This is a genomic window from Paraburkholderia phymatum (assembly GCF_040965635.1).
Classification (GTDB): Bacteria; Pseudomonadota; Gammaproteobacteria; order Burkholderiales; family Burkholderiaceae; genus Paraburkholderia; species Paraburkholderia phymatum_B.
Genome location: NZ_JBFRCH010000003.1, coordinates 437,709 through 456,938, shown reverse-complemented (window position 1 = coordinate 456,938; position 19,230 = coordinate 437,709). Strand labels below are relative to the sequence as shown.

Below are 19,230 nucleotides of genomic sequence, written 5' to 3'. Positions count from 1 at the left end.
TTCAGAACTCCACGCCGCGCTGCGCCTTCACGTGCTGCTCGCGATACGGATGCTTGACGAGGCGCATTTCGGTGACGAGATCGGCGGCGTCGATTAGCGCGTCAGGCGCGTGGCGTCCCGTGATGACGACGTGCAGCATCTCGGGCCGCGCGCCGACGACTGATAGCACTTCATCGAGCGGGAGATACTCGTACTTCAGCACGGTGTTCAGTTCGTCGAGAATCACCATCTGATAGTCGCCGCTTTCGATCATGCGGCGCGCCTCGTTCCAGCCTTTGCGTGCCGTCGCGATGTCGGCTTCGCGGTCCTGCGTGTTCCAGGTGTAGCCATCGCCCATCGTGACGAAATCGCAGTTCGCCTGGGCGCCGAGAAAATCGCGCTCCGACGTATGCAGCGCGCCCTTGATGAACTGCACGACGCCAAGCTTCAGGCCGTGGCCCAGCACGCGCACGGCCATGCCGAACGCGGCCGTGGACTTGCCTTTGCCCGTGCCCGTGTAGACGATCAGCAGGCCTTTTTCGACGGTCGCCTGGGCCTGCTTCTTCTCGTGGCCTTCGCGGCGGCGCTGCGTCATGCGTGCATGCGATTCGGGGTCGGTCTTCATCGATTGTCCTTCGTTCGGTGTGTGTCGTTTGAGTGCTGATGGTTGGCGCTCTGTACGGCCCTGATGTCATCGGCGGAGCATGCGATCGCGACCGTGACGCCATCGCGTGCGCGTTTGTGCACGAGCAGCCGTCCGTTTTGCGTCGCGAGCAGCGCGCACGGTTCGCACACGCCATCGACGCCCATATGCTCGCGTACGGCTTGCGATGCGTTCGTGCGTACGTCGAGTGCGGCGATCTGTTCGCGTGTGAAGGTGCGCAACGGCAACGCATGGCGTGCGCAGAACGCGACGAGGCCGGCTTCGTCGGATTTCATAGCTATAGTTGCGACGGCGTCGAGCGCTTCGAACGGCAGCGTATCGCCGAGCGCGTCGCGCACAGCCGCTTCGATCTGTTCAGCCGATACGCCGCGTCGGCAACCGATGCCCACGATGAGCCCCGTCATGACGACGCGTGCTGAAGAAATGCATCGACGGGCGCGGCCAGCGACGCGACCCCGCCGATCACGACGATCGAAGGCGAGCCCAGGCCCGCGTCCGCGACCCGCATGGTGAGATCGCGCAACGCCGCACATACGTGACGCTGCTCGGGCCGCGTCGCCGATTCGATCGCGGCGCACGGCGTATCCGGCGACATGTCGGCGCGCAGCAATGCGTGGGCGATGTCGTTCAGGCGGCGCATGCCCATGTAGATCACGAGCGTCATCCGGGTGGCGGCGAGCGCGGACCAGTCGGCCTCGTGCTCGCCCGCGCCGTGGCCCGTGACGAAGATCACGCCCTGCGCGTAATCGCGATGCGTGACGGGAATGCCGATTGCAGCGGGCGCGGCGATGCCCGCCGTGATTCCGCTGACGATCTCGACATGCACGCCGGCCGCCTGCAACGCCTGCAGCTCTTCGCCGCCGCGTCCGAACACGAACGGATCGCCGCCCTTCAGACGCGCGACGCTGCGGCCCGCGCGCAAATAATCGAGCATCATCGCGACGATCGCAGGCTGCGGCGTCGATGCGTGACCGCCGCGTTTGCCGACGTGGACGATCAGCGCATCGTCGCGCGCGAATTGCAGGACTTCGGGATTCACGAGATCGTCGACGAGCACGACGTCGGCCTGCGCGAGCGCGCGGACGGCCTTGAGCGTCAGCAGTTCGACGTCGCCGGGGCCGGCGCCGATCAGCCAGGCGCGGCTCATCGCGAATGTAGCGCCGCTGCGTGGGCGGGCCTTGAAGAAATGTGGGTCATGCGATGCTGCATTTGATGCGCGGCGCCGTTGCCTGAAGCCGGCTTATATACGGGCGCAAAAGCGGGCGTACAAGCGGGCGTGCAAGCAGCGCGTCGCGCGTGGGCGCTGGCGTCCGTTTCCCGCGGCTCCAGCGAATGGCGAACGGTTTCGTCGGTCCCGTCGCCCCCTTGCATCTGGCCGGTATCCGGGCTGGCGGCTCATCGCGTTCGCCTTCCCACTTGCATGATGCAGGCAGTGGCCTTGAACGCACTGCGCGGAAATTGTTCCTCCCGCTCGCCGCGTGACCGTTGCGGGGACAGCACAGGCTGAGCGCTTCGTTTGCCGCACAGCATGTGCCGTGTGAGAGGCGCTTCCCTGTTTCCCGTTTAACCGTGCAAGCGAGCGCAGGCACGGCACCAGACGCGCGCATACGATAGCACAGCCGACCTTGCGCGTCGCTGCGGAGTTTCCTCGATGAGCACGCAGCAACGGTGCGAAGAAAGCATTCCGGCTCTATTCTTGACGCTCCTCGCGTGCGAGCCTAAACTCGCACGCACTCTGGTGCTCGCGCGCGCTTTCTGCTCGCGCAGTTAAACGGGAAATAGCAGGCCCCTCGTGTCGCTCGTGTCGTCACAGGGCCAAACTATGCTGCTCCCCGCAACGGTAGGTGAAGGCATCGCGAAGTCGATGCGGAGCCGTCTCGCTGCATGTGCGTCCAACAGTGGCCCATGCAGATCATCCACTGCGCGAAAACGCTCGCGCGGGAAGGAGAGGCGGCGCTTTCATCAGCCCGGATACCGGCCCGAGAAAACGATGCAATGCTGCGGGGATGCGGCGCTGCGTTCACGATTCCGCACGTGCCGCGTGCCCGTTTCGCGCCTGCTTCTTTATGCCGCGAAGCGTTTGCGGCGCCGTTTTCCGTCCCCGTGCATTACGCTGACTCGCATCGCTCGCGGCGTTGCGATTCCAGAGTCCAGAGTCGCCCGAAACACAGCGGGCAACGGAGCCATCATGCAGACACAGATGCGCAAGATTCCCGTGACGATCATCACAGGCTTTCTCGGCAGCGGCAAGACGACGTTGATGCGTCACATTCTTCAGTACGCGGGCGGCCTGCGCATCGCGGTGATCGTCAACGAGTTCGGCGAGCTAGGCATCGACGGAGAAACCCTCAAGGGTTGCGGCATCGGTTGCGACGAGGACGGCAACGAGACGGAAGGCCAGCTCTATGAACTCGCAAATGGCTGCCTGTGCTGCACCGTGCAGGAAGAGTTCTTTCCCGTGATGGAGCAGCTCGTCGAGCGGCGCGGCCAGATCGATCACGTGCTGATCGAAACATCGGGGCTCGCATTGCCGAAGCCGCTCGTGCAGGCATTCAACTGGCCGTCGATCAAGAACAGCTTCACCGTCGATGCCGTCGTCACCGTGGTCGACGGTCCTGCCGTCGCGAGCGGCCAGTTTGCCGACAATCCCGCCGCCGTCGACCGGTTGCGCAAGGCCGATCCCAATCTCGATCACGAATCGCCGCTGCACGAGCTGTTCGAAGACCAGTTGTCGGCGGCTGATCTCGTGATCCTCAACAAGACCGATCTGCTCGACGAAGCGCAGCAGGCCGCCGTCGAATCGACGCTGCGCGAAGAGATACCGCCTCAGGTGAAAGTGGTGCGCGCGCATATGGGGCAACTCGATCTTCACGCGCTGCTCGGGCTCGAATCGGCATCGGAAGAAACGATTCATCTGCGGCACGATCATCACGGTTCCGCCGATGATCCAGGTCACGCCGACCACCATCATGACGAGTTCGATTCCGTCGTCGTGACGGCACAGGCACCGTCGCGCGACACGATGATCGCGGCTCTCAGGCAAGTGGTCGAAGCGCACACGATCTATCGCGTGAAGGGTTTTGCGGCGTTGCCCGGCGCGGCGATGCGTCTCGTCATTCAAGGCGTCGGGCGGCGCTTCGACAGCTATTTCGACCGGCGCTGGCAGGCGGGCGAATTCGACGCTTCTGCTGGCTCGGCACTCAGCCGCTTCGTGCTGATCGGCGCAGATCTCGATCAGCGGGCGCTGCAGCGCGCGCTCGACGAAGCGTTGAACGACGTCGCGAACGCACAGACGCAACAGGCCTGAAGGCGGCGCGATGCATCTGCTGCGCACCGTCCCTGGCGGTTTCGTCGACGATACGAAGGGCGTCATCCGTATCGACCAGAAGCCCGCCGATATCGTCATCCTCAGTTCCGCCGACACGACGCTGTCGCTGCTCGCGAGCGTCGTGCCGCGTCTTGGCGAAGGCTTTCCGAGCGTGCGGCTCGCGAACGTCACGTATCTGCGGCAGCCGGCTTCCGTCGATTTCTATATCGACGATGTGTTGCAGCATGCGCGCGTCGTCGTCGTCGATCATCTGGGCGGCGAGTCGTACTGGCCGTATGGGATCGAGCAGGTCGTCGCGCTCGCGCAGCGCAACGGGCAGACGCTCGCGATGTTTTCCGGCGACTTGCAGGAAGACCCGAATCTGCTCGCGCACAGCACGGCGGATGCAGACCTGTGTCATCAGTTGTGGCGCTATCTGCGCGAGGGCGGCGCGCGCAATGCCGAGTCCTTCATGCGCTGCATCGCGTGGCGCGCGCTCGGCTGGGGCGACGAGCCCGCGCCGCCGAGCCCGTTGCCCGCTGCCGCGCTGTATCACCCCGCGCGCGACGCAGCGGCCATCGAAGACTGGCAGGCGCGCTGGACACAGGGCGCGCCCGTCGTCGCGGTCCTGTTCTACAAGGCGCATTTGCAGGCGGCCAACACGGCCGTGTTCGATGCGCTGATCGATGCGCTCGAAGCGCGCGGCATGAATCCGTTGCCGGTCGCGATCACGTCGCTGAAGGATGCGATTAGCCGCGATGTCGTGCAGCAACTCGCCGCGCAGCACGACATCGCACTCGTGCTGAACACGACCGCGTTTGCCGCTTCCGCGATAGACGATCCGGAGCCGCTCGCGCTGGCGGGCGACGCGCCCGTGATGCAGGTGATCCTGAGCGGCGGCAACCGCGAAGACTGGGAGAAGGACAATCACGGCCTCAACTCGCGCGATATCGCGATGCACGTCGCGCTGCCCGAAGTGGACGGCCGCATCATCACGCGCGCGATCAGCTTCAAGGGCCTTGCGTATCGCTGTCCGCATACGCAAGTGGACGTGGTTCGCTATCAGCCGGATCACGAGCGCGTCGCGTTCGTCGCCGAACTGAGCGAGCGCTGGTGCAAGTTGCGCCGCGCGCCCAACGCCGACAAAAGGCTCGCGCTGATACTCGCGAACTATCCGATGAGCGAAGGGCGCATCGGCAACGGCGTGGGACTCGATACGCCTGCGTCCGTGGTGAACATCCTGAAGATGCTACGCGACGAGGGCTATCGCATCGACGACGTGCCCGCGAACGGCGACGCGCTGATGAACGCGTTGACGCAAGGCGTGACCAATGATCCCGTCGTGCGCGATCTGCGGCCCGCGTTGCAAAGCCTCGCGTTGAGCGATTACATGACGCACTTCGCGGGTCTGCCTCAATCTCTGCGCGATGCGCTGAACGCGAAGTGGGGGCCGCCCGAACGCGATCCGACCTTACGGCGCGAGCGCTTCATGATCGCCGGCTGGCGCTGCGGACATGTGTTCATCGGCATCCAGCCGCCGCGCTCGCGCGAGCAGAACGACTACGCGAGCTATCACGATGCCGAACTCGTGCCGCCGCATGCGTATCTCGCGTTCTATTTCTGGCTGCGTCATCAGTTCGGTATCGATGCCGTCGTGCATGTGGGCAAGCACGGCAATCTCGAATGGCTGCCGGGCAAGAGCGTCGCGCTGAGCGATGCGTGCTGGCCCGATGCGATTCTCGGGCCGCTGCCGCATCTGTATCCGTTCATCGTCAACGATCCCGGCGAGGGCAGCCAGGCGAAACGCCGCGCGCAGGCCGTGATCGTCGATCATCTGATGCCGCCTCTCACGCGCGCCGAAAACTACGGGCCGCTGCAAGACCTCGAGCGCCAGGTCGACGAATACTATGACGCGCTGATGGTCGATCCGCGCCGCGCGAAGCTGTTGCGCAAGACCATTCTCGATACGATTGTCACGCATCGGCTGCATGAAGAGCTGAGCGTCGATACGCCGAACGATGCGGATGCGGAAGACGCACTGCTCACGCGCGTCGATGCATGGCTGTGCGAGCTGAAGGAAGCGCAGATACGCGACGGTTTGCATACGTTCGGCGAGTCGCCTCAGGGCGTGCAACGGCGCGATACGCTGCTTGCGCTCGCACGCTTTCCCTTCGGCGACGGACAGGGCGCGAAGGCCGGGCTCATCGATGCGCTCGCTCGCGATCTGCATGTCGATCGCGTGTTCGATCCGCTGTCGGCGGACTGGTCGGCTGCGTGGGAAGGGCCGCGTCCTGCATTGCTGCAACAGATCGGCGATGCGCCGTGGCGTCACAACGGCGACACGCGCGAACGGCTCGAACTGCTCGCGTCGTGTTTGCTCGACGATATGTGCGGCTTGCCTTGCGATTCACGCATTCCACTCGATGCCGATGCCTTGCCGCACGCGGCGCGCGTTCTGGAACGCTTGCGCGAGGAGATCCTGCCGCGTCTCGACGCATGCGGTGCGCACGAGCTGATGCATCTGAAACGCGGCCTCGAAGGGCGTTTCGTGCCGCCTGGCCCGAGTGGCTCGCCGTCGCGCGGACGTCCGGACGTGCTGCCGACGGGTCGCAACTTCTATTCTGTCGACACGCGCGCGATCCCGACGCAAGCTGCGTGGTCGCTGGGTCTCAAGTCGGCGCAGACACTGATCGAGCGTCACTTGCAGGAGCACGGCGACTATCCGCGCGCGATCGGCCTGTCCGTGTGGGGCACGGCGACGATGCGCACGGGCGGCGACGATATCGCGCAAGCGCTCGCGTTGCTGGGCGTGCGCCCGAAGTGGGCGCCGGGCAGCCATCGCGTGACCGACTTCGAGATCATGCCGATCGCCGCGTTCGATCGTCCGCGCATCGATGTGACGTTGCGCGTGTCGGGCTTCTTCCGCGATGCGTTCGCGAACGTGATGCATCTGTTCGATGCGGCCGTGCAGGCTGTCGCCGGCCTCGACGAGCACGAGGACGTGAACCCTGTTCGCGCGCGCGTGATGCGCGAGCGCGATGCGTGGATCGCGCGCGGCGTCGCGCCGGATGAAGCGCGCAGGCGCGCGGGCTTTCGCGTATTCAGCGCGCGGCCCGGCGCATATGGCGCGGGGCTGCAGGAGATCATCGACACGCAACGATGGCAGACGGACGCCGATCTCGCGAACGCGTATCTGTCGTGGGGCGGCTACGCGTACACGCAGAAGAGCGCGGGCGAAGAGGCGAGGCACGCATTCGGCACGCGGCTCGCGGCGATGGATGTCGTCTTGCAGAATCAGGACAACCGCGAGCACGACGTGCTCGATTCGAACGACTACTACCAGTTCCAGGGCGGCATGACGGCGGCCGTGCGGCATCTTGCGGGCAATCAGCCGCACGTCTACCACGCGGATCACAGCAACCCGGATGCGCCTCGCGTGCGGACGCTGCATGAAGAGATCGCGCGCGTGATCCGTTCGCGCGTCGTGAATCCGAAGTGGCTCGACGGCGTGAAGCGTCACGGCTACAAAGGCGCGGCCGAAATCGCCGCGACGGTCGATTATCTCTACGGCTATGATGCCACGGCGCGCGTGGTCGCCGATCATCAATATGCGCTCGTCGCCGATGCGTATCTGAACGACGGCGATACACGCGAGTTCATGCGCCGGCACAATCCGCATGCGCTGCACGCCGTCTGCGAGCGGCTCGTCGAAGCGATGCAGCGCGGACTCTGGCAGCAGCCGGGCGGCTATCGCGCGCAAATCGAACAACATCTGCTGAATAGCGAACAGCACATCGAAGGATCACGATCATGAGCGAAACCCGTGCGATGCCTGCCGTGTTTCCGTTTTCCGCATTGATCGGCCAGGCGCCGTTGCGACGGGCGTTGTTGCTCGCCGCCGTTGATCCGGGCATCGGCGGCGTGCTGGTCAGCGGGCCGCGTGGCACGGCCAAATCGACGGCAGCGCGCGCGCTCGCCGAACTGCTGCCCGAAGGCCGCTTCGTGACACTGCCGCTCGGCGCAAGCGAGGACCGGCTGATCGGCACGCTCGATATCGAAGCGGCGCTGCGCGATGCGTCGGTGCGCTTTTCGCCGGGGCTGCTGGCCAGTGCGCATCGCGGCGTGCTGTATGTCGACGAAGTGAATCTGCTGCCGGATGCGCTCGTCGATGCGTTGCTCGATGCGGCGTCGAGCGGTGTGAACACGGTCGAACGCGATGGCGTTTCGCACACGCATGATGCGAGCTTCGTGTTGATCGGCACGATGAATCCGGAAGAGGGCGAGCTGCGTCCACAACTGACGGACCGCTTCGGCTTGATGGTCGAGCTGGAGAACTGCTACGAGCCGCAGACGCGTCAGGACATCGTCAAGGCGCGGCTTGCGTTCGATCTCGAACCTTTCCGTTTTCGCTCGGGTTATGTCGAGCAGCAGGATGCGCTCGTCGCACGCATACGCGATGCTCGCGCGTCTTTGACACGTCTGTCGTTCGACGATGCCGTGCACGCGCACGTCAGCGCATTGTGCATCGCCGCGGGCGTCGATGGATTGCGCGCGGATCTCGTGATGCTGCGCGCGGCGCGCGCGCTGGCCGCGTTCGACGGCGCGGGCGAGGTGACACTGGAGCATGTGGATCGAGTGGCGGAATCGGTGCTGTTGCATAGGCGGCGCTTGCATGACGATGAGGCCGGACAGCCTCAGGAGGCCGCGTCTTCCGATCGGCAGCCGTCTTCTACCGATAGCGCGAATCCATCCGGCGAAAGCGACTACGGCTATCTTCCACCCGAACGGACGGGCACCACGCACGTCAAGCAGGTCATTCCGCTTCCGACAAAAAAACGCTGAGCCATCGAAAGGGCGCGGCCGCGCGCGCGATGCGCAGCGGTTTTCGATGGCGGCAAGGCGCGGGCGATGCGTCGCGCGGCGGCTCTGCCGGCGCGCGTATCGCGTGGCCGCGCACGCTTGCCGCGAAGCGCAATCAACGTTTGCATGTGGATCACCTGCGCTTCGTTAGTGAAGCCGCACGTGGCGGCGTGCTGCATTGCTTCTTGCTCGATTGCTCCGGCTCGATGCTCTCGGGGCAAAGGCTTGCGCTTGCCAAGGGGCTGCTCGTCGCGCTGTTCGATCAGGCGCGCGCCGAGCGGTCGGAGGCAGCGCTCGTGTGTTTCGGCGGGCAACGTGCCGATGTGCGCTTTCGTCCCGCCGTGCCGCGCTGGTGGAACGAGCGGTGGCTGTCGCCCATCGGCGGCGGTGGCGGCACGCCTTTGACGCTCGGCACCGAAACGGCGGCGACGGTGCTCGAACGCGCGGCACGCCGCAAGCCTGGCCAGCAGCGATGGCTGTGGATTTTCACGGACGGCCGCAGCAGCGGTACGCCTGTGCGGCCCGTTGCTGCGGATCATGTCATCTTCGTCGACTTCGAGCGCGACGAGACGGTGCGGCTTGGTCGCTGCGCGCAGCTCGCGCAAGCGTGGGGCGGCGAGTACGTGCGTCCTGACGGGTTGATTGCGGCAAGGTAATTCCGCTCACAGCATTGCCGCGATCGCAAACTTCCGCGCACCATTCCGGCACGTTGCCCATATCGGTTCGAGATATCCGCATCGCCTTTTCGAGTCTTTTTCGAAGGCATACGTAGGAATGCTTCGAACTATGCGTGGCAAACATCTAAATAAGACTGCTCCTATTCAGCACTTCTGCCGTTTCGCCTAACTTGCCGACGCTGCTAATCCGTCGATTGGATGTGGATTGTCTGCGACGTCTGAAAGAAGTCGACATGCGGACGTTGTCTCTTTCCGCACTCGAAGCGTCACCACAAAGCGGAATTCGTTTCGATATCTGATCCGATCGCTGGACTGAAGCTGATCATTTATTTAGAAAAGTTAGGATGACAAATGAATAGAATTTACCGGACTGTGTGGAACGAAACGACGGGCACGTGGGCCGCCGCACAGGAGAACGCCGCTGCGCGCGGCAAGGGGTCGTCGAAGAAGAGTCTCGCGGCCGTCATCGGCATCATCGGTGCAGGCCTGGCGCTCGCGGGGAGTGGCGCACATGCTGCCGTCACGGCTGGATTCGGTTCGCTTGAGCTGTGTCCGGGACTCGCGTCGGGGGGCACGGGTTCTTCGTACGGGTACGTGACGAATGTGAACAACCTGGACTGCACCATTGCGGGTAGCAATCCTCTTTCGTTCTCGCTGAACAATACGGGAGACACCAATGGGTCGTACGGTTTTTCAGCATCGACGGCCCGTGTTACCGGTTATCAGACTGGCTTGCTGCAGCTGGTGGGTACGGCAGGCGTTAGCATTCTGAACACCGTCGACATGAACACGAAAAAAATCACGAATCTCGCGGCTGGTGACGTCAACGCGTCCAGCGCCGATGCGGTCAATGGTTCGCAGCTTTACAACCTGGCGAACTCGACGGCGAACGCGATCGGGGGCGGCTCGACCTTCGACCCGACGACGGGCGCGATCTCTGTGCCGACCTACGTGCTCGACGGCGGCAACACGACCTTGACCAGCGTGGGCGGCGCAATCACCAACCTCGATGGCCGCGTGACGCAGAACACGACGGACATCAGCAACATCCAGACGCAGATAGACAATGGCTCGATCGGTCTGGTGCAGCAGGCCAGTTCGTCAGCGACGGTGACGGTGGCGAAGGGAACGGGCGGCACGCTGGTGGACTTCACGGGCACGGCAGGTGTGCGCAAGCTGACGGGCGTAGCCAACGGCAACGTGAATGCATCGAGCGTGGATGCGATTAATGGTTCGCAGCTGTACAACGTGTCGAGCTCGACGGCAGCGGCACTGGGCGGCGGCTCGACCTTCGACCCGACGACGGGCACGATCTCCGCGCCGACCTACGTGCTCGACGGCGGCAACACGACCGCGACCAGCGTAGGTGGCGCGATCACCAACCTCGATGGCCGCGTGACGCAGAACACGACGGACATCAGCAACATCCAGACGCAGATAGACAATGGCTCGATCGGTCTGGTGCAGCAGGATCAATCGACACGCGCCATCACGGTCGCGAAGGGCACGGACGGCACTGTCGTGGACTTCACGGGCACCGCGGGCGCGCGCAGGCTGACAGGGCTGCTCAACGGCAACACGAACGCATCGAGCACCGATGCAGTGAACGGCGCGCAGCTGTACAACGTATCGCAGTCGGCGGCGAGCGCGCTCGGCGGCGGCTCGACCTTCGACCCGACGTCGGGCACGATCTCCGCGCCGACCTACGTGCTCAATGGGGGCAACACGACCGTGACCAACGTTGGCGCCGCGATCACCAACCTCGACGGCCGCGTGACCAATATCGACAACGCGGTGACGAACATCGTCAACGGTGGCGGCATCAAGTACTTCCACGCGAACTCGATGTTGGCCGACTCGTCGGCGACGGGCACGGACGCAGTGGCCATCGGCGGCGCGGCGACAGCGGCGGCAACGAGCGCGGTGGCAGTCGGCAGCAAGTCGACGGCGGCTGGATCGAACTCGGTGGCAGTCGGCAATGCGTCGACGGCCTCGGCGACGAACTCGGTTGCGCTGGGTTCGGGTTCGGTGGCGGATCGCGACAACACGGTGTCGGTCGGGTCGGCGGGCAACGAACGCCAGATCGCCAACGTGGCGGCCGGCACGGCAGGCACGGATGCCGTCAACGTCAATCAGCTGAATGCGGCCATTCAGAACGTGACGAACCTCGCGAATAGCGCAGTCGATCCGATGTTCACAGCCGACGGCGACCGCGATACCGAGGCAGCGGCAGCAAGCGGCACGCACGCGACGGCAATGGGGCCGACCGCGAACGCGAGCGGCAGCCAGTCGATTGCGACGGGCTTCAATGCGAAGGCAAGCGGCGACAGTTCGATCGCGACGGGGGCGAACGCGGCCGCGAGCGGTCCCACGGCGACGGCGATCGGCGCGAACGCCACGGCGAGCGGCAGCAACGCGGTGGCGCTCGGCGCGGGCTCCGTCGCCGATCAGGACAACACCGTGTCCGTCGGCTCGGCTTCGCAGCAGCGCCGCATCACCAACGTTGCAGCGGGTACGGCGCCGGGCGATGCGGTGAACTTCGGCCAGGTCAACGACATGCTCTCGCGGATGGGCAACCAGGCGGTGCAGGCGGCAAACGCGTACACGGACCAGCAGTTCAGCAAGATGAACAACAAGATGAACTCGCTGGGCGCGGCGGCCATGGCGGCGACGTCGCTGATTCCGAATGCGCGCGCGGAAGGCAACTTCCAGATGTCCGCTGCGGCGGGCACCTATGGCGGGGCTGCCGCGATTGCGATCGGCGCGAACTACTGGGTCAGCGACCGCGTGCTCCTGAATGCGCATGTCACGCGGGCGACGGGCAACGGCGCAAGCACGGGCGCATCGGTCGGCGCGACGATCGGCTTCTGAGTGCCGGGCACGCCCGCCGCGCGAATTGCGTGGCGGGCGCGGAGAAATCTATGAAAAAACCAATACTACGCAGCGCGGCGCTCGCAGTGGTGGCCGCGACCTGCACTGCGATCTTCGCGGCGCCAGCGTTCGCGGCCAGTATCAAGAGTGAGGCCGCGGCATTGATGCCCGCCGCGCAGCGCCTCGCCGATCCGTACCGGCGCGGCGTCGCGGAAGCCTACCTGGAAATCGCCGGGCGTCAGGACGGCCACGTGCTCGTGTCGAACGTCTACAACGACGCGGCGAAACGGGCGCTCGGCAACGCACGCTATCTGATCGACGGCAGCGGGCAGTGGCAGCCGATGTTCAGTGTGAAGAACTGGCCGACGCGCGATAACTGGGTCCAGGCGATCCGCGCAATCGAAGCGAGCAATGCGCGCGCTTCGGCGTCGTCCTGCAAGGGCGAGTCGGCGGGGCGGCTGCTCGCGCTCACCGACGAAGTCTGGAAAGAGCAGGACGAAACGCACGGCACGCGCTGGGTGCACGGCTGGGAATCGATCGAGCGCGCGAAGAAGCTGAGCGAGCAGGTCGACGACGAGCTGAACCGCTGCGCGCCGCCGCCCGCCGATGTTCCGACGGCGGTCGAGAAGCCCGTCGCGCTGTCCGCTGACGCGCTGTTCGATTTCGACAGCGCGATGCTGACGCGCAACGGCAACGCCGCGCTCGACACGCTTGCGTCGAAGCTGAAGCGGGCGCGCACGATCGACGCCGTCACGGTGACGGGCTACGCGGACCGCTTCGGCAGCGTCGAGCACAACCGCGATCTGTCGTCGCGTCGCGCGCAATCCGTCGCTGACGCGTTGAAGGAACGTGGCGTGAGCGCCGCGCGCTTCGACGTGCGCGGCGCAGGCTCGGCGGCGCCTGTCGCGACGTGTCCGGGGCCGAAGACGCCCGCCGTGATCGCGTGTCTCGCGCCGAACCGGCGCGTGGAGGTTCGCGTCAGCGCGCTGGTTGCGCAGCCGGCCGCCGCGCAGCGTCAGGAGCCACAGCCGGAGCAGCCGCAGCCGCAATAGCAATAGCAATAACGTCCCGCAAGAGCGAAGCGGCCCGGTCATGCGAATGACCGGGCCGCTTCTTTGTGGCTCGTGACAACGGAGTCGCGCTTACCTGGGTCCGCTCGTCCAGAAGATCACATCGTCGATCCGATCGAACACGTAGACCTTCAGCGCCATGTGCTCGACCTGATCGAGGTGTTCGAACTCGATGCCGTGCGTCGTCGGATCGCCGGGCCTCGAACCTTGCTGCACGTTACGGATGATCGCCGCCGCTTCGATCGACGTGTCCATATCCTTCGAGCACAGCCGGAACGCCACGCGAATGCGCTTGCCGACTTCGCCGACTTTCCATGGCGCGGAGAACGACATGCCCATTGCGCTTACGCTCTGCACGAGGCCGAGGCTTTCGTAGCCGGTGCCTGCCTCGTCGATGCCGAAGCGCAGCGGCAGGCTCGCGCGCACGCGGACCGACTTGCGTTCGCGCAGCCGGCGGACCACACCGGGCTTCGACAGCACGAGATAGTGGAAGGGCGCGACACACACGGAATCGACGGTACAGACAAAGCGGAACACCGCCTGGCTCGCGATCGCGAGAATCTCGACGTTCTCGCCGACGGACAGCGTCATCGGCTTGCCGTCGGCGACGGGTGGCGTGACGAATAGCGATTCGTTCGGCGCAAAGCCGATGATGCGCGACGGATGCATCGGCGCGCCCATGCCGACTTGCGAGCGCACGCCGATCAACGCGCCGATCGTCAGGTGCATGTCCCTGAGCGATTCGGCTTCGCCCGATTTGCCGGCGGATTCGGCCGCCGATTCCGGCGAGATCGCTTCGATGTCGCCCCGTTGCGGCCTGAAATGCTGAAAGAGAAAGCGGTGCTCGTCGGCGCCGATCACGATCGCGCCGCGCTCGAACAGCAGCGTGTCGTCGCTGTCGACAATCGGGAATTTGAGCGGCACGCCCATGGGCACGGCCTCGGGCGCAAGCGAACGAGACATCGCGGGCAGGTTCGCGCTTGCATCGACAGCGTCTTCACTTGTTTGCATGATGACGAACGAAAGAAAGCGTTGGACGAGATAACCAGTGTAACGTCGCCTTTTAGAAAAACTTTAATTTCTTTTTTAGCGCTGGATCGATCCGGTTTTCAATCGCGCATTCAATCGCTTTATTTTGGTCGGGACGGCGACCGATTTAAAGCGATTTAAACGTTAAAATCGGCGCTTTTATACCAGCGCGGCGTATACACCCATTCGCGGGCGGTGTCGGCGGGGCGAAAGGCGCGTGTCATCGACGAACCGATAATCACCATCGTCCGCATATCGACGTCGGCGGATTTCAGTTCGCCAAGCGTCGTGGTTTTGAGCGCCGAGCCGGGACGGCCAATATCGCGGCCGAGCACGACGATGGTCGCCGGATCGCGAAAATCGCGCACGATTTCAAGCGCCCTGTCGAGTTGCCACGGACGCGCGCGTGAAATCGGGTTATAGAACGCCATCACGAGATCGGCCTCGGCGGCATGCCGCAGACGCATTTCGATGACGGACCACGGTTTCAGATTGTCGGACAGCGACAGCATGCAGAAGTCGTGGCCGAGCGGCGCACCCGCCTGAGCGGCCGTGGCGAGCGCGGCGGACACGCCGGGCACGATCTCCAGCTCGACGGCGGCCCATGCCGGGTCATGCGCCTCATCGAGCGCTTCGAGAACGGCGGCCGCCATCGCGAACACGCCCGGATCGCCCGACGACACCATCGCGACACGCCGCCCCGCGCTCGCCAGTTCGAACGCGTGACGGGCGCGCTGCATTTCCTCGCGATTGTCGGTGCCGTGTACGCATTGCTCCGCGCGAAACGGGCCGGCCATCTTCACGTAGGTTTCGTAGCCGAGGATGTCGGTGGCTTGCGCGAGCGCTGAGCGCGCGGCGGGCACCATCAGCGACGCATCGCCGGGTCCGAGCCCGATCACGCTCAGCCTGCCGCGCGCGCGGCCGACCGTCGCGGGATCGACGGGCGCGTGCGCGATCGCGAATGCGATGGGCGCGCGATTGCCGTCGCCGAGCGTCTCGTGCGGCATACGCAATGTGTTGCCGAGCAGTCGCGGCGGATCGGACGAAGCATCGTCATCGGCAAAGCGCAACGGGATCTGCAACGCGTCGGCGGCCTTCTGGAGCGCCCGCTCGCCGATGCGGGACGCCGGCGCGAGCAGCACGGCGAGCGCCTGCGCGGCAAGGCCGCGCTCGCGCGCCGCTTCGAGTATGCGTTCGTGCAGCCCTTCGTCGCCTGCATTGCGTACGTCGTGTTCGTCGCGAGCCTCGCCGATTGCGACGACGACGCTACGTGGATGAATGACCAGTTCGTCCGTCGCGCCGTTCCATGCAAGAGGCGTGACGCGGATCGCGCGCTGCGCGTCGTCGTCGCGCGGCAGATGCACGTCATCGAGCCACGGTGCGTCGCCTTCGACGCGCGTCGCTTCCCCCGCCAGCAGATCGGACACGAAGCGCTTGCCCTGGTCGATGCTCGCGAGCGTGTAGCCATCGGGCGGATTCAGCACGCAGGCGCCGAAGCGCAACTCGCCGCTCGTCGTGATCGCGGGCTTGATTTCGAGCGCCGCCGCGATCTCGCGCGCCATCGCGTTGACGCCCGACAGACCGCCGAGCAGCGGCACGACGGCGCTGCCATCCTCGGCGACGGCGAGCACGGGCGGCTCGCTGCCCTTGTTCGCGAGCAGCGGCGCGATGCAGCGGATCACGATGCCCGCCGCGCACAACGCGACGATCGGGATGCCGCTCGCGTACAGATCGCGCAGATGCGCGGCGAGTTCGGTGAAGGCGACGTCCACATCTCCATCGGCGACGCGTCCTTGCAGGCCATGCACGCTCGCGCCGGGGTAAGTGGACTGCACAGCGGACTGCACGCGCCGCGCCGTCGCCAGCGCGCCGACGCCGAGTATCACGATCGCGGGCGGTGTCGTCATCCTTGCCATTTTTCCCCCGGCACGACGAGCAGCGAGAAATAGGGCGATGCCATCGGATCGACTTCGGCGAGCGGCACGATGCGCTGGTTCGCCATCGTCGCGCGTTCGACGTAAAGCGCGCGGTCCGCGAGGCCGAGTTCGTCGAGCACGCGGCGCACCTTGTCGAAATTGCGGCCGAGCTTCATCACGACGGCGGCGTCGGCATCGGCGAGACGGCGCTTCAATTCATCCTCGGGCAGCACGCCCGACAGCACGGAGAGCGTCTGGTTGCGATACACGAGCGGCTGGCCGAGCACCGCGACGCCGCCGAGCATCGAGCACACGCCGGGCACCACTTCGGCCTCGAAGCGAGGCGACAGCCGGTTCGCGAGCCGGTCGTGCAGATACATGTAAGAGCCGTAGAAGAACGGATCGCCTTCGCAGATCACGGCGACGTCGCGGCCCGCGTCGAGGTGAGCGGCGACCACTTCCGCCGCCGTGTCGTAGAAGTCCGCGATGATCGCCTCGTACGAAAGCGGCGGTTCGAGCGCTTCCGTCGTCACCGGATAGACGAGCGGCAACTGCTGCTGCTCGCTCGACAGATGCGACTCGATGATCGAGAACGCGTTGCCTTTCTTGCCCTTCGCGACGAAGTACGCGACCACGTGCGCCGACTTCAAGAGACGCAGCGCCTTTACCGTGATCAGCTCGGGGTCGCCGGGGCCGACGCCGAGCCCGAAGAGACGTCCGCGCGTGCCGTTCGCCTGCTCAGCCATCATTCGTCCTCCGATGCGAGCGCGTTCACGGCGGCCGCCGCCATCGCGCTGCCGCCGCGCCGGCCTTGCACGACGATGAATGGCACGCCGCGGCTGTCGGCGGCGAGCATCGCCTTCGATTCCGCCGCGCCGACGAAGCCGACCGGGAAGCCGAGAATCAGTGCGGGGCGGGGCGCGCCCGCGTCGAGCATGTCGAGCAGATAGAAGAGCGACGTCGGCGCATTGCCGATCGCGACGACGCTGCCTTCCAGTTGCGGTCGCCACAATTCGAGCGCCGCCGCCGAGCGCGTGTTGTCCAGTTCGCGTGCGAGCGTGGGCACGCGCGGATCGGCGAGCGTGCAGATCACTTCGTTGCGCGCGGGCAGCCGCGCTCGCGTGATGCCTTCGGCGACCATGCGCGCGTCGCAGAGGATGGGCGCGCCGTTTGCCAGAGCATGGCGGCCGGCACGTCCTGCGCCTTCCGAAAAGCGCAGATCGCCGACGATATCGACCATGCCGCACGCGTGGATCACGCGCACGGCGAGTTTTGCGAGGTCGGCGGGAATGCGCGATAGATCGGCTTCCGCACGTATCGTCGCAAACGACTGGCGATAGATGGCTTGTCCGTCGCGGAGGTAGTCAGGCATCGGATGGCTCGTCAAAAGGTGTGATCGGTGGAAGAGCGGCACGGCTCAGCATGCCGGCGGCTTCGTCGATCGTCAGACCGCGCGCGAGACAGCGGCCGAAGCCTGTCGGATCGCGCGGGTCGCGGGTGTGGTACAGGTCGTAGCGGCCGGGTGCCACGGCGAGCAGCGTATAAGGCGCGCGATGCGCGGCCGCGCATGAGCGCGGGCAACCGCTCAGATGGACTTGCGCATCCGCAGGCAGGCACGCGGCGAGTTTCATCGCATCGGCCTTGGTGTCGGCGAGACTCTTCGCGCAGCCTGCCGAGCCCGCGCACGCGATCACGCGGGTCAGCGGATTCTGCGCATTGCACGCGAGGCCGAGCGCTTCGAGCGCCTGCAATGTCGATGCAACCTTCGTCGTGTCGATATCGCTCAGCATCACGCTTTGCCACGGCGTCATGCGCAGCGTCGCGCCGTCGTTGTGCGCTACGAGCCGCGCGAGGCCGCGCAGCGTTTCGCTGTTCATGCGTCCCAGCACAGGCTGCCCACCGACATGCGATCGCCGTGTGTCGCGCTGCGTGTGCGCGCCGAGCCGCAGCGACGGATCGCCGGGCGCGCGGCGCCATCGTTCGATCGACGCATCGCGCAGCAGCGCGATCCCCGACTTGCTTTCGACATGCGTCAGCACGTCCTCGACGGAATGCACGGCAAGCAGATCGCGCATGCGCGAGTGTTCGGGCGCGGCGAGATCGAGAAATGTGTGGACGAGCGCGTGTGTCAGCGCGGCCGCGTCCGAAGCCGCGACGGCTGCGACCGCGCCAGCGTGCTTTTCGGCGACAGGCGGGCAGCCTGCAAGGCCGAAGGCGAACAGTACGTCATCGCACTTGGGATCGCGCATCGCTGAAAGCCAGATGTCGTGTGGATGATCGAGCATCGCGAGACGCTCGCCGCCGTCCAGAAGCAGCGCGAATTTCGGCGAGAGCGCCGCGAAGCGCGCGTCGCCTTGCAGGCGAGCGAGGATATCGTCTGCAAGCGTTGACGTGTCGATCAATGCGTTCGCATCGCGGCCCGCTGTCGGACTCACCATCACGTTGCGCACATCGTCCGCGAACGCATGCGTGGCGTCTTGCGGACCCGAGGGCCCGAGTCCCGCGTGGAGCAGCGCCGCGATCAGCGGCTCTTCATGACCGCGCTTCACGCCGCGCAATTGCAGATTCGCGCGATTCGTGATGTCGGCGATGCCGCAAGCGTGTTCGTCGATCGCATCGGCGATCGCCAACGCCTGTGCTGCGCTCAACTCGCCGCGCGCGAGCTTCACGCGGCAGATGCCGCCGTCGAGCGCGGGCACGATGCGCAGCAGCCCCGGACAGGCCGAAGGGCGCAAGCGACAGGCATCGGACGAAAGGTAAGCGTGGCTCAAGGGGTCACCGGGTGAGCGTCGCGCGACGGCCCCGGGCATCTCGAACGGAGAGCGGCTCGGCATCGGTACACCCCGCCCGACGTTGG

At 65.5% G+C, this 19,230-nt stretch carries 14 protein-coding genes and 2 riboswitches; of the genes, 6 read left to right on the top strand and 8 right to left on the bottom strand.

Going from position 1 to position 19,230, the window contains the following annotated elements; translation table 11 throughout:
• Position 1 precedes the first annotated feature (1 nt).
• Genes cobO through cobA form a run of 3 tightly spaced genes read right to left on the bottom strand, consistent with a single transcriptional unit; the run spans position 2 to position 1,790 of the window.
• Positions 2–604 (bottom strand): cob(I)yrinic acid a,c-diamide adenosyltransferase, encoded by a 603-nt coding sequence (cobO, locus tag AB4Y32_RS08655; protein WP_368720914.1) that lies wholly within the window; start codon positions 602–604, stop codon positions 2–4.
• A complete protein-coding gene (locus AB4Y32_RS08650) occupies positions 601–1,047 on the bottom strand; it encodes a cobalamin biosynthesis protein (protein ID WP_368720913.1) in 447 nt (148 codons plus the stop codon). The genes cobO and AB4Y32_RS08650 overlap by 4 nt, the downstream gene beginning before the upstream one ends.
• Positions 1,044–1,790: a uroporphyrinogen-III C-methyltransferase gene (gene cobA / locus AB4Y32_RS08645; RefSeq protein WP_368720912.1), complete on the bottom strand. Its 747-nt coding sequence runs from the start codon at positions 1,788–1,790 to the stop codon at positions 1,044–1,046. The genes AB4Y32_RS08650 and cobA overlap by 4 nt, the downstream gene beginning before the upstream one ends.
• Before the next feature lie 209 nt (positions 1,791–1,999).
• Positions 2,000–2,256: riboswitch (cobalamin riboswitch) on the bottom strand.
• Positions 2,257–2,362: 106 nt separating this feature from the next.
• Positions 2,363–2,640: riboswitch (cobalamin riboswitch) on the top strand.
• A gap of 191 nt (positions 2,641–2,831) precedes the next feature.
• Here cobA and cobW point away from each other — a divergent pair.
• From cobW to AB4Y32_RS08615, 6 genes are all read left to right on the top strand, one after another.
• Positions 2,832–3,950, top strand: coding sequence for a cobalamin biosynthesis protein CobW (cobW, locus tag AB4Y32_RS08640; RefSeq protein WP_368720911.1), 1,119 nt, complete (start codon positions 2,832–2,834; stop codon positions 3,948–3,950).
• Positions 3,951–3,960: 10 nt separating this feature from the next.
• A complete protein-coding gene (cobN, locus tag AB4Y32_RS08635; RefSeq protein WP_368720910.1) occupies positions 3,961–7,764 on the top strand; it encodes a cobaltochelatase subunit CobN in 3,804 nt (1,267 codons plus the stop codon).
• The gene (locus AB4Y32_RS08630) at positions 7,761–8,792 is read left to right on the top strand and encodes an ATP-binding protein (RefSeq protein WP_368720909.1); all 1,032 of its coding nucleotides are present in this window, start codon (positions 7,761–7,763) and stop codon (positions 8,790–8,792) included. Before cobN ends, AB4Y32_RS08630 begins: the two co-directional genes overlap by 4 nt.
• Before the next feature lie 29 nt (positions 8,793–8,821).
• Positions 8,822–9,466, top strand: coding sequence for a vWA domain-containing protein (locus AB4Y32_RS08625; protein ID WP_368720908.1), 645 nt, complete (start codon positions 8,822–8,824; stop codon positions 9,464–9,466).
• Between the two features lie 372 nt (positions 9,467–9,838).
• A complete protein-coding gene (locus tag AB4Y32_RS08620; RefSeq protein WP_368720907.1) occupies positions 9,839–12,358 on the top strand; it encodes an ESPR-type extended signal peptide-containing protein in 2,520 nt (839 codons plus the stop codon).
• A gap of 50 nt (positions 12,359–12,408) precedes the next feature.
• Complete coding sequence (locus AB4Y32_RS08615; protein ID WP_368720906.1) at positions 12,409–13,410, top strand: OmpA family protein; 1,002 nt, start codon at positions 12,409–12,411, stop codon at positions 13,408–13,410.
• A gap of 90 nt (positions 13,411–13,500) precedes the next feature.
• On the opposite strand, the gene AB4Y32_RS08610 is transcribed toward AB4Y32_RS08615, so the two are convergent.
• From AB4Y32_RS08610 to cobG, 5 genes are all read right to left on the bottom strand, one after another.
• Positions 13,501–14,439 (bottom strand): flagellar brake protein, encoded by a 939-nt coding sequence (locus AB4Y32_RS08610; RefSeq protein ID WP_368720905.1) that lies wholly within the window; start codon positions 14,437–14,439, stop codon positions 13,501–13,503.
• Between the two features lie 155 nt (positions 14,440–14,594).
• Positions 14,595–16,364 (bottom strand): precorrin-3B C(17)-methyltransferase, encoded by a 1,770-nt coding sequence (gene cobJ / locus AB4Y32_RS08605; protein ID WP_368720904.1) that lies wholly within the window; start codon positions 16,362–16,364, stop codon positions 14,595–14,597.
• Entirely contained in the window at positions 16,361–17,119 is a 759-nt protein-coding gene (locus tag AB4Y32_RS08600) for a precorrin-2 C(20)-methyltransferase (protein ID WP_368721089.1), read from the bottom strand. The genes cobJ and AB4Y32_RS08600 overlap by 4 nt, the downstream gene beginning before the upstream one ends.
• Complete coding sequence (locus AB4Y32_RS08595; RefSeq protein ID WP_368720903.1) at positions 17,119–17,745, bottom strand: precorrin-8X methylmutase; 627 nt, start codon at positions 17,743–17,745, stop codon at positions 17,119–17,121. The genes AB4Y32_RS08600 and AB4Y32_RS08595 overlap by 1 nt, the downstream gene beginning before the upstream one ends.
• Complete coding sequence (gene cobG, locus AB4Y32_RS08590; protein ID WP_368721088.1) at positions 17,738–19,183, bottom strand: precorrin-3B synthase; 1,446 nt, start codon at positions 19,181–19,183, stop codon at positions 17,738–17,740. Before cobG ends, AB4Y32_RS08595 begins: the two co-directional genes overlap by 8 nt.
• Between the last annotated feature and the right edge of the window lie 47 nt (positions 19,184–19,230).

Bases quoted from the DNA above. Each gene is read 5' to 3' on its own strand.
- cobO (WP_368720914.1), bottom strand. From the start codon at position 604: ATGAAGACCGACCCCGAATCGCATGCACGCATGACGCAGCGCCGCCGC.
- AB4Y32_RS08650 (WP_368720913.1), bottom strand. From the start codon at position 1,047: ATGACGGGGCTCATCGTGGGCATCGGTTGCCGACGCGGCGTATCGGCT.
- cobA (WP_368720912.1), bottom strand. From the start codon at position 1,790: ATGAGCCGCGCCTGGCTGATCGGCGCCGGCCCCGGCGACGTCGAACTG.
- cobW (WP_368720911.1), top strand. From the start codon at position 2,832: ATGCAGACACAGATGCGCAAGATTCCCGTGACGATCATCACAGGCTTT.
- cobN (WP_368720910.1), top strand. From the start codon at position 3,961: ATGCATCTGCTGCGCACCGTCCCTGGCGGTTTCGTCGACGATACGAAG.
- AB4Y32_RS08630 (WP_368720909.1), top strand. From the start codon at position 7,761: ATGAGCGAAACCCGTGCGATGCCTGCCGTGTTTCCGTTTTCCGCATTG.
- AB4Y32_RS08625 (WP_368720908.1), top strand. From the start codon at position 8,822: ATGCGCAGCGGTTTTCGATGGCGGCAAGGCGCGGGCGATGCGTCGCGC.
- AB4Y32_RS08620 (WP_368720907.1), top strand. From the start codon at position 9,839: ATGAATAGAATTTACCGGACTGTGTGGAACGAAACGACGGGCACGTGG.
- AB4Y32_RS08615 (WP_368720906.1), top strand. From the start codon at position 12,409: ATGAAAAAACCAATACTACGCAGCGCGGCGCTCGCAGTGGTGGCCGCG.
- AB4Y32_RS08610 (WP_368720905.1), bottom strand. From the start codon at position 14,439: ATGCAAACAAGTGAAGACGCTGTCGATGCAAGCGCGAACCTGCCCGCG.
- cobJ (WP_368720904.1), bottom strand. From the start codon at position 16,364: ATGACGACACCGCCCGCGATCGTGATACTCGGCGTCGGCGCGCTGGCG.
- AB4Y32_RS08600 (WP_368721089.1), bottom strand. From the start codon at position 17,119: ATGGCTGAGCAGGCGAACGGCACGCGCGGACGTCTCTTCGGGCTCGGC.
- AB4Y32_RS08595 (WP_368720903.1), bottom strand. From the start codon at position 17,745: ATGCCTGACTACCTCCGCGACGGACAAGCCATCTATCGCCAGTCGTTT.
- cobG (WP_368721088.1), bottom strand. From the start codon at position 19,183: ATGCCCGGGGCCGTCGCGCGACGCTCACCCGGTGACCCCTTGAGCCAC.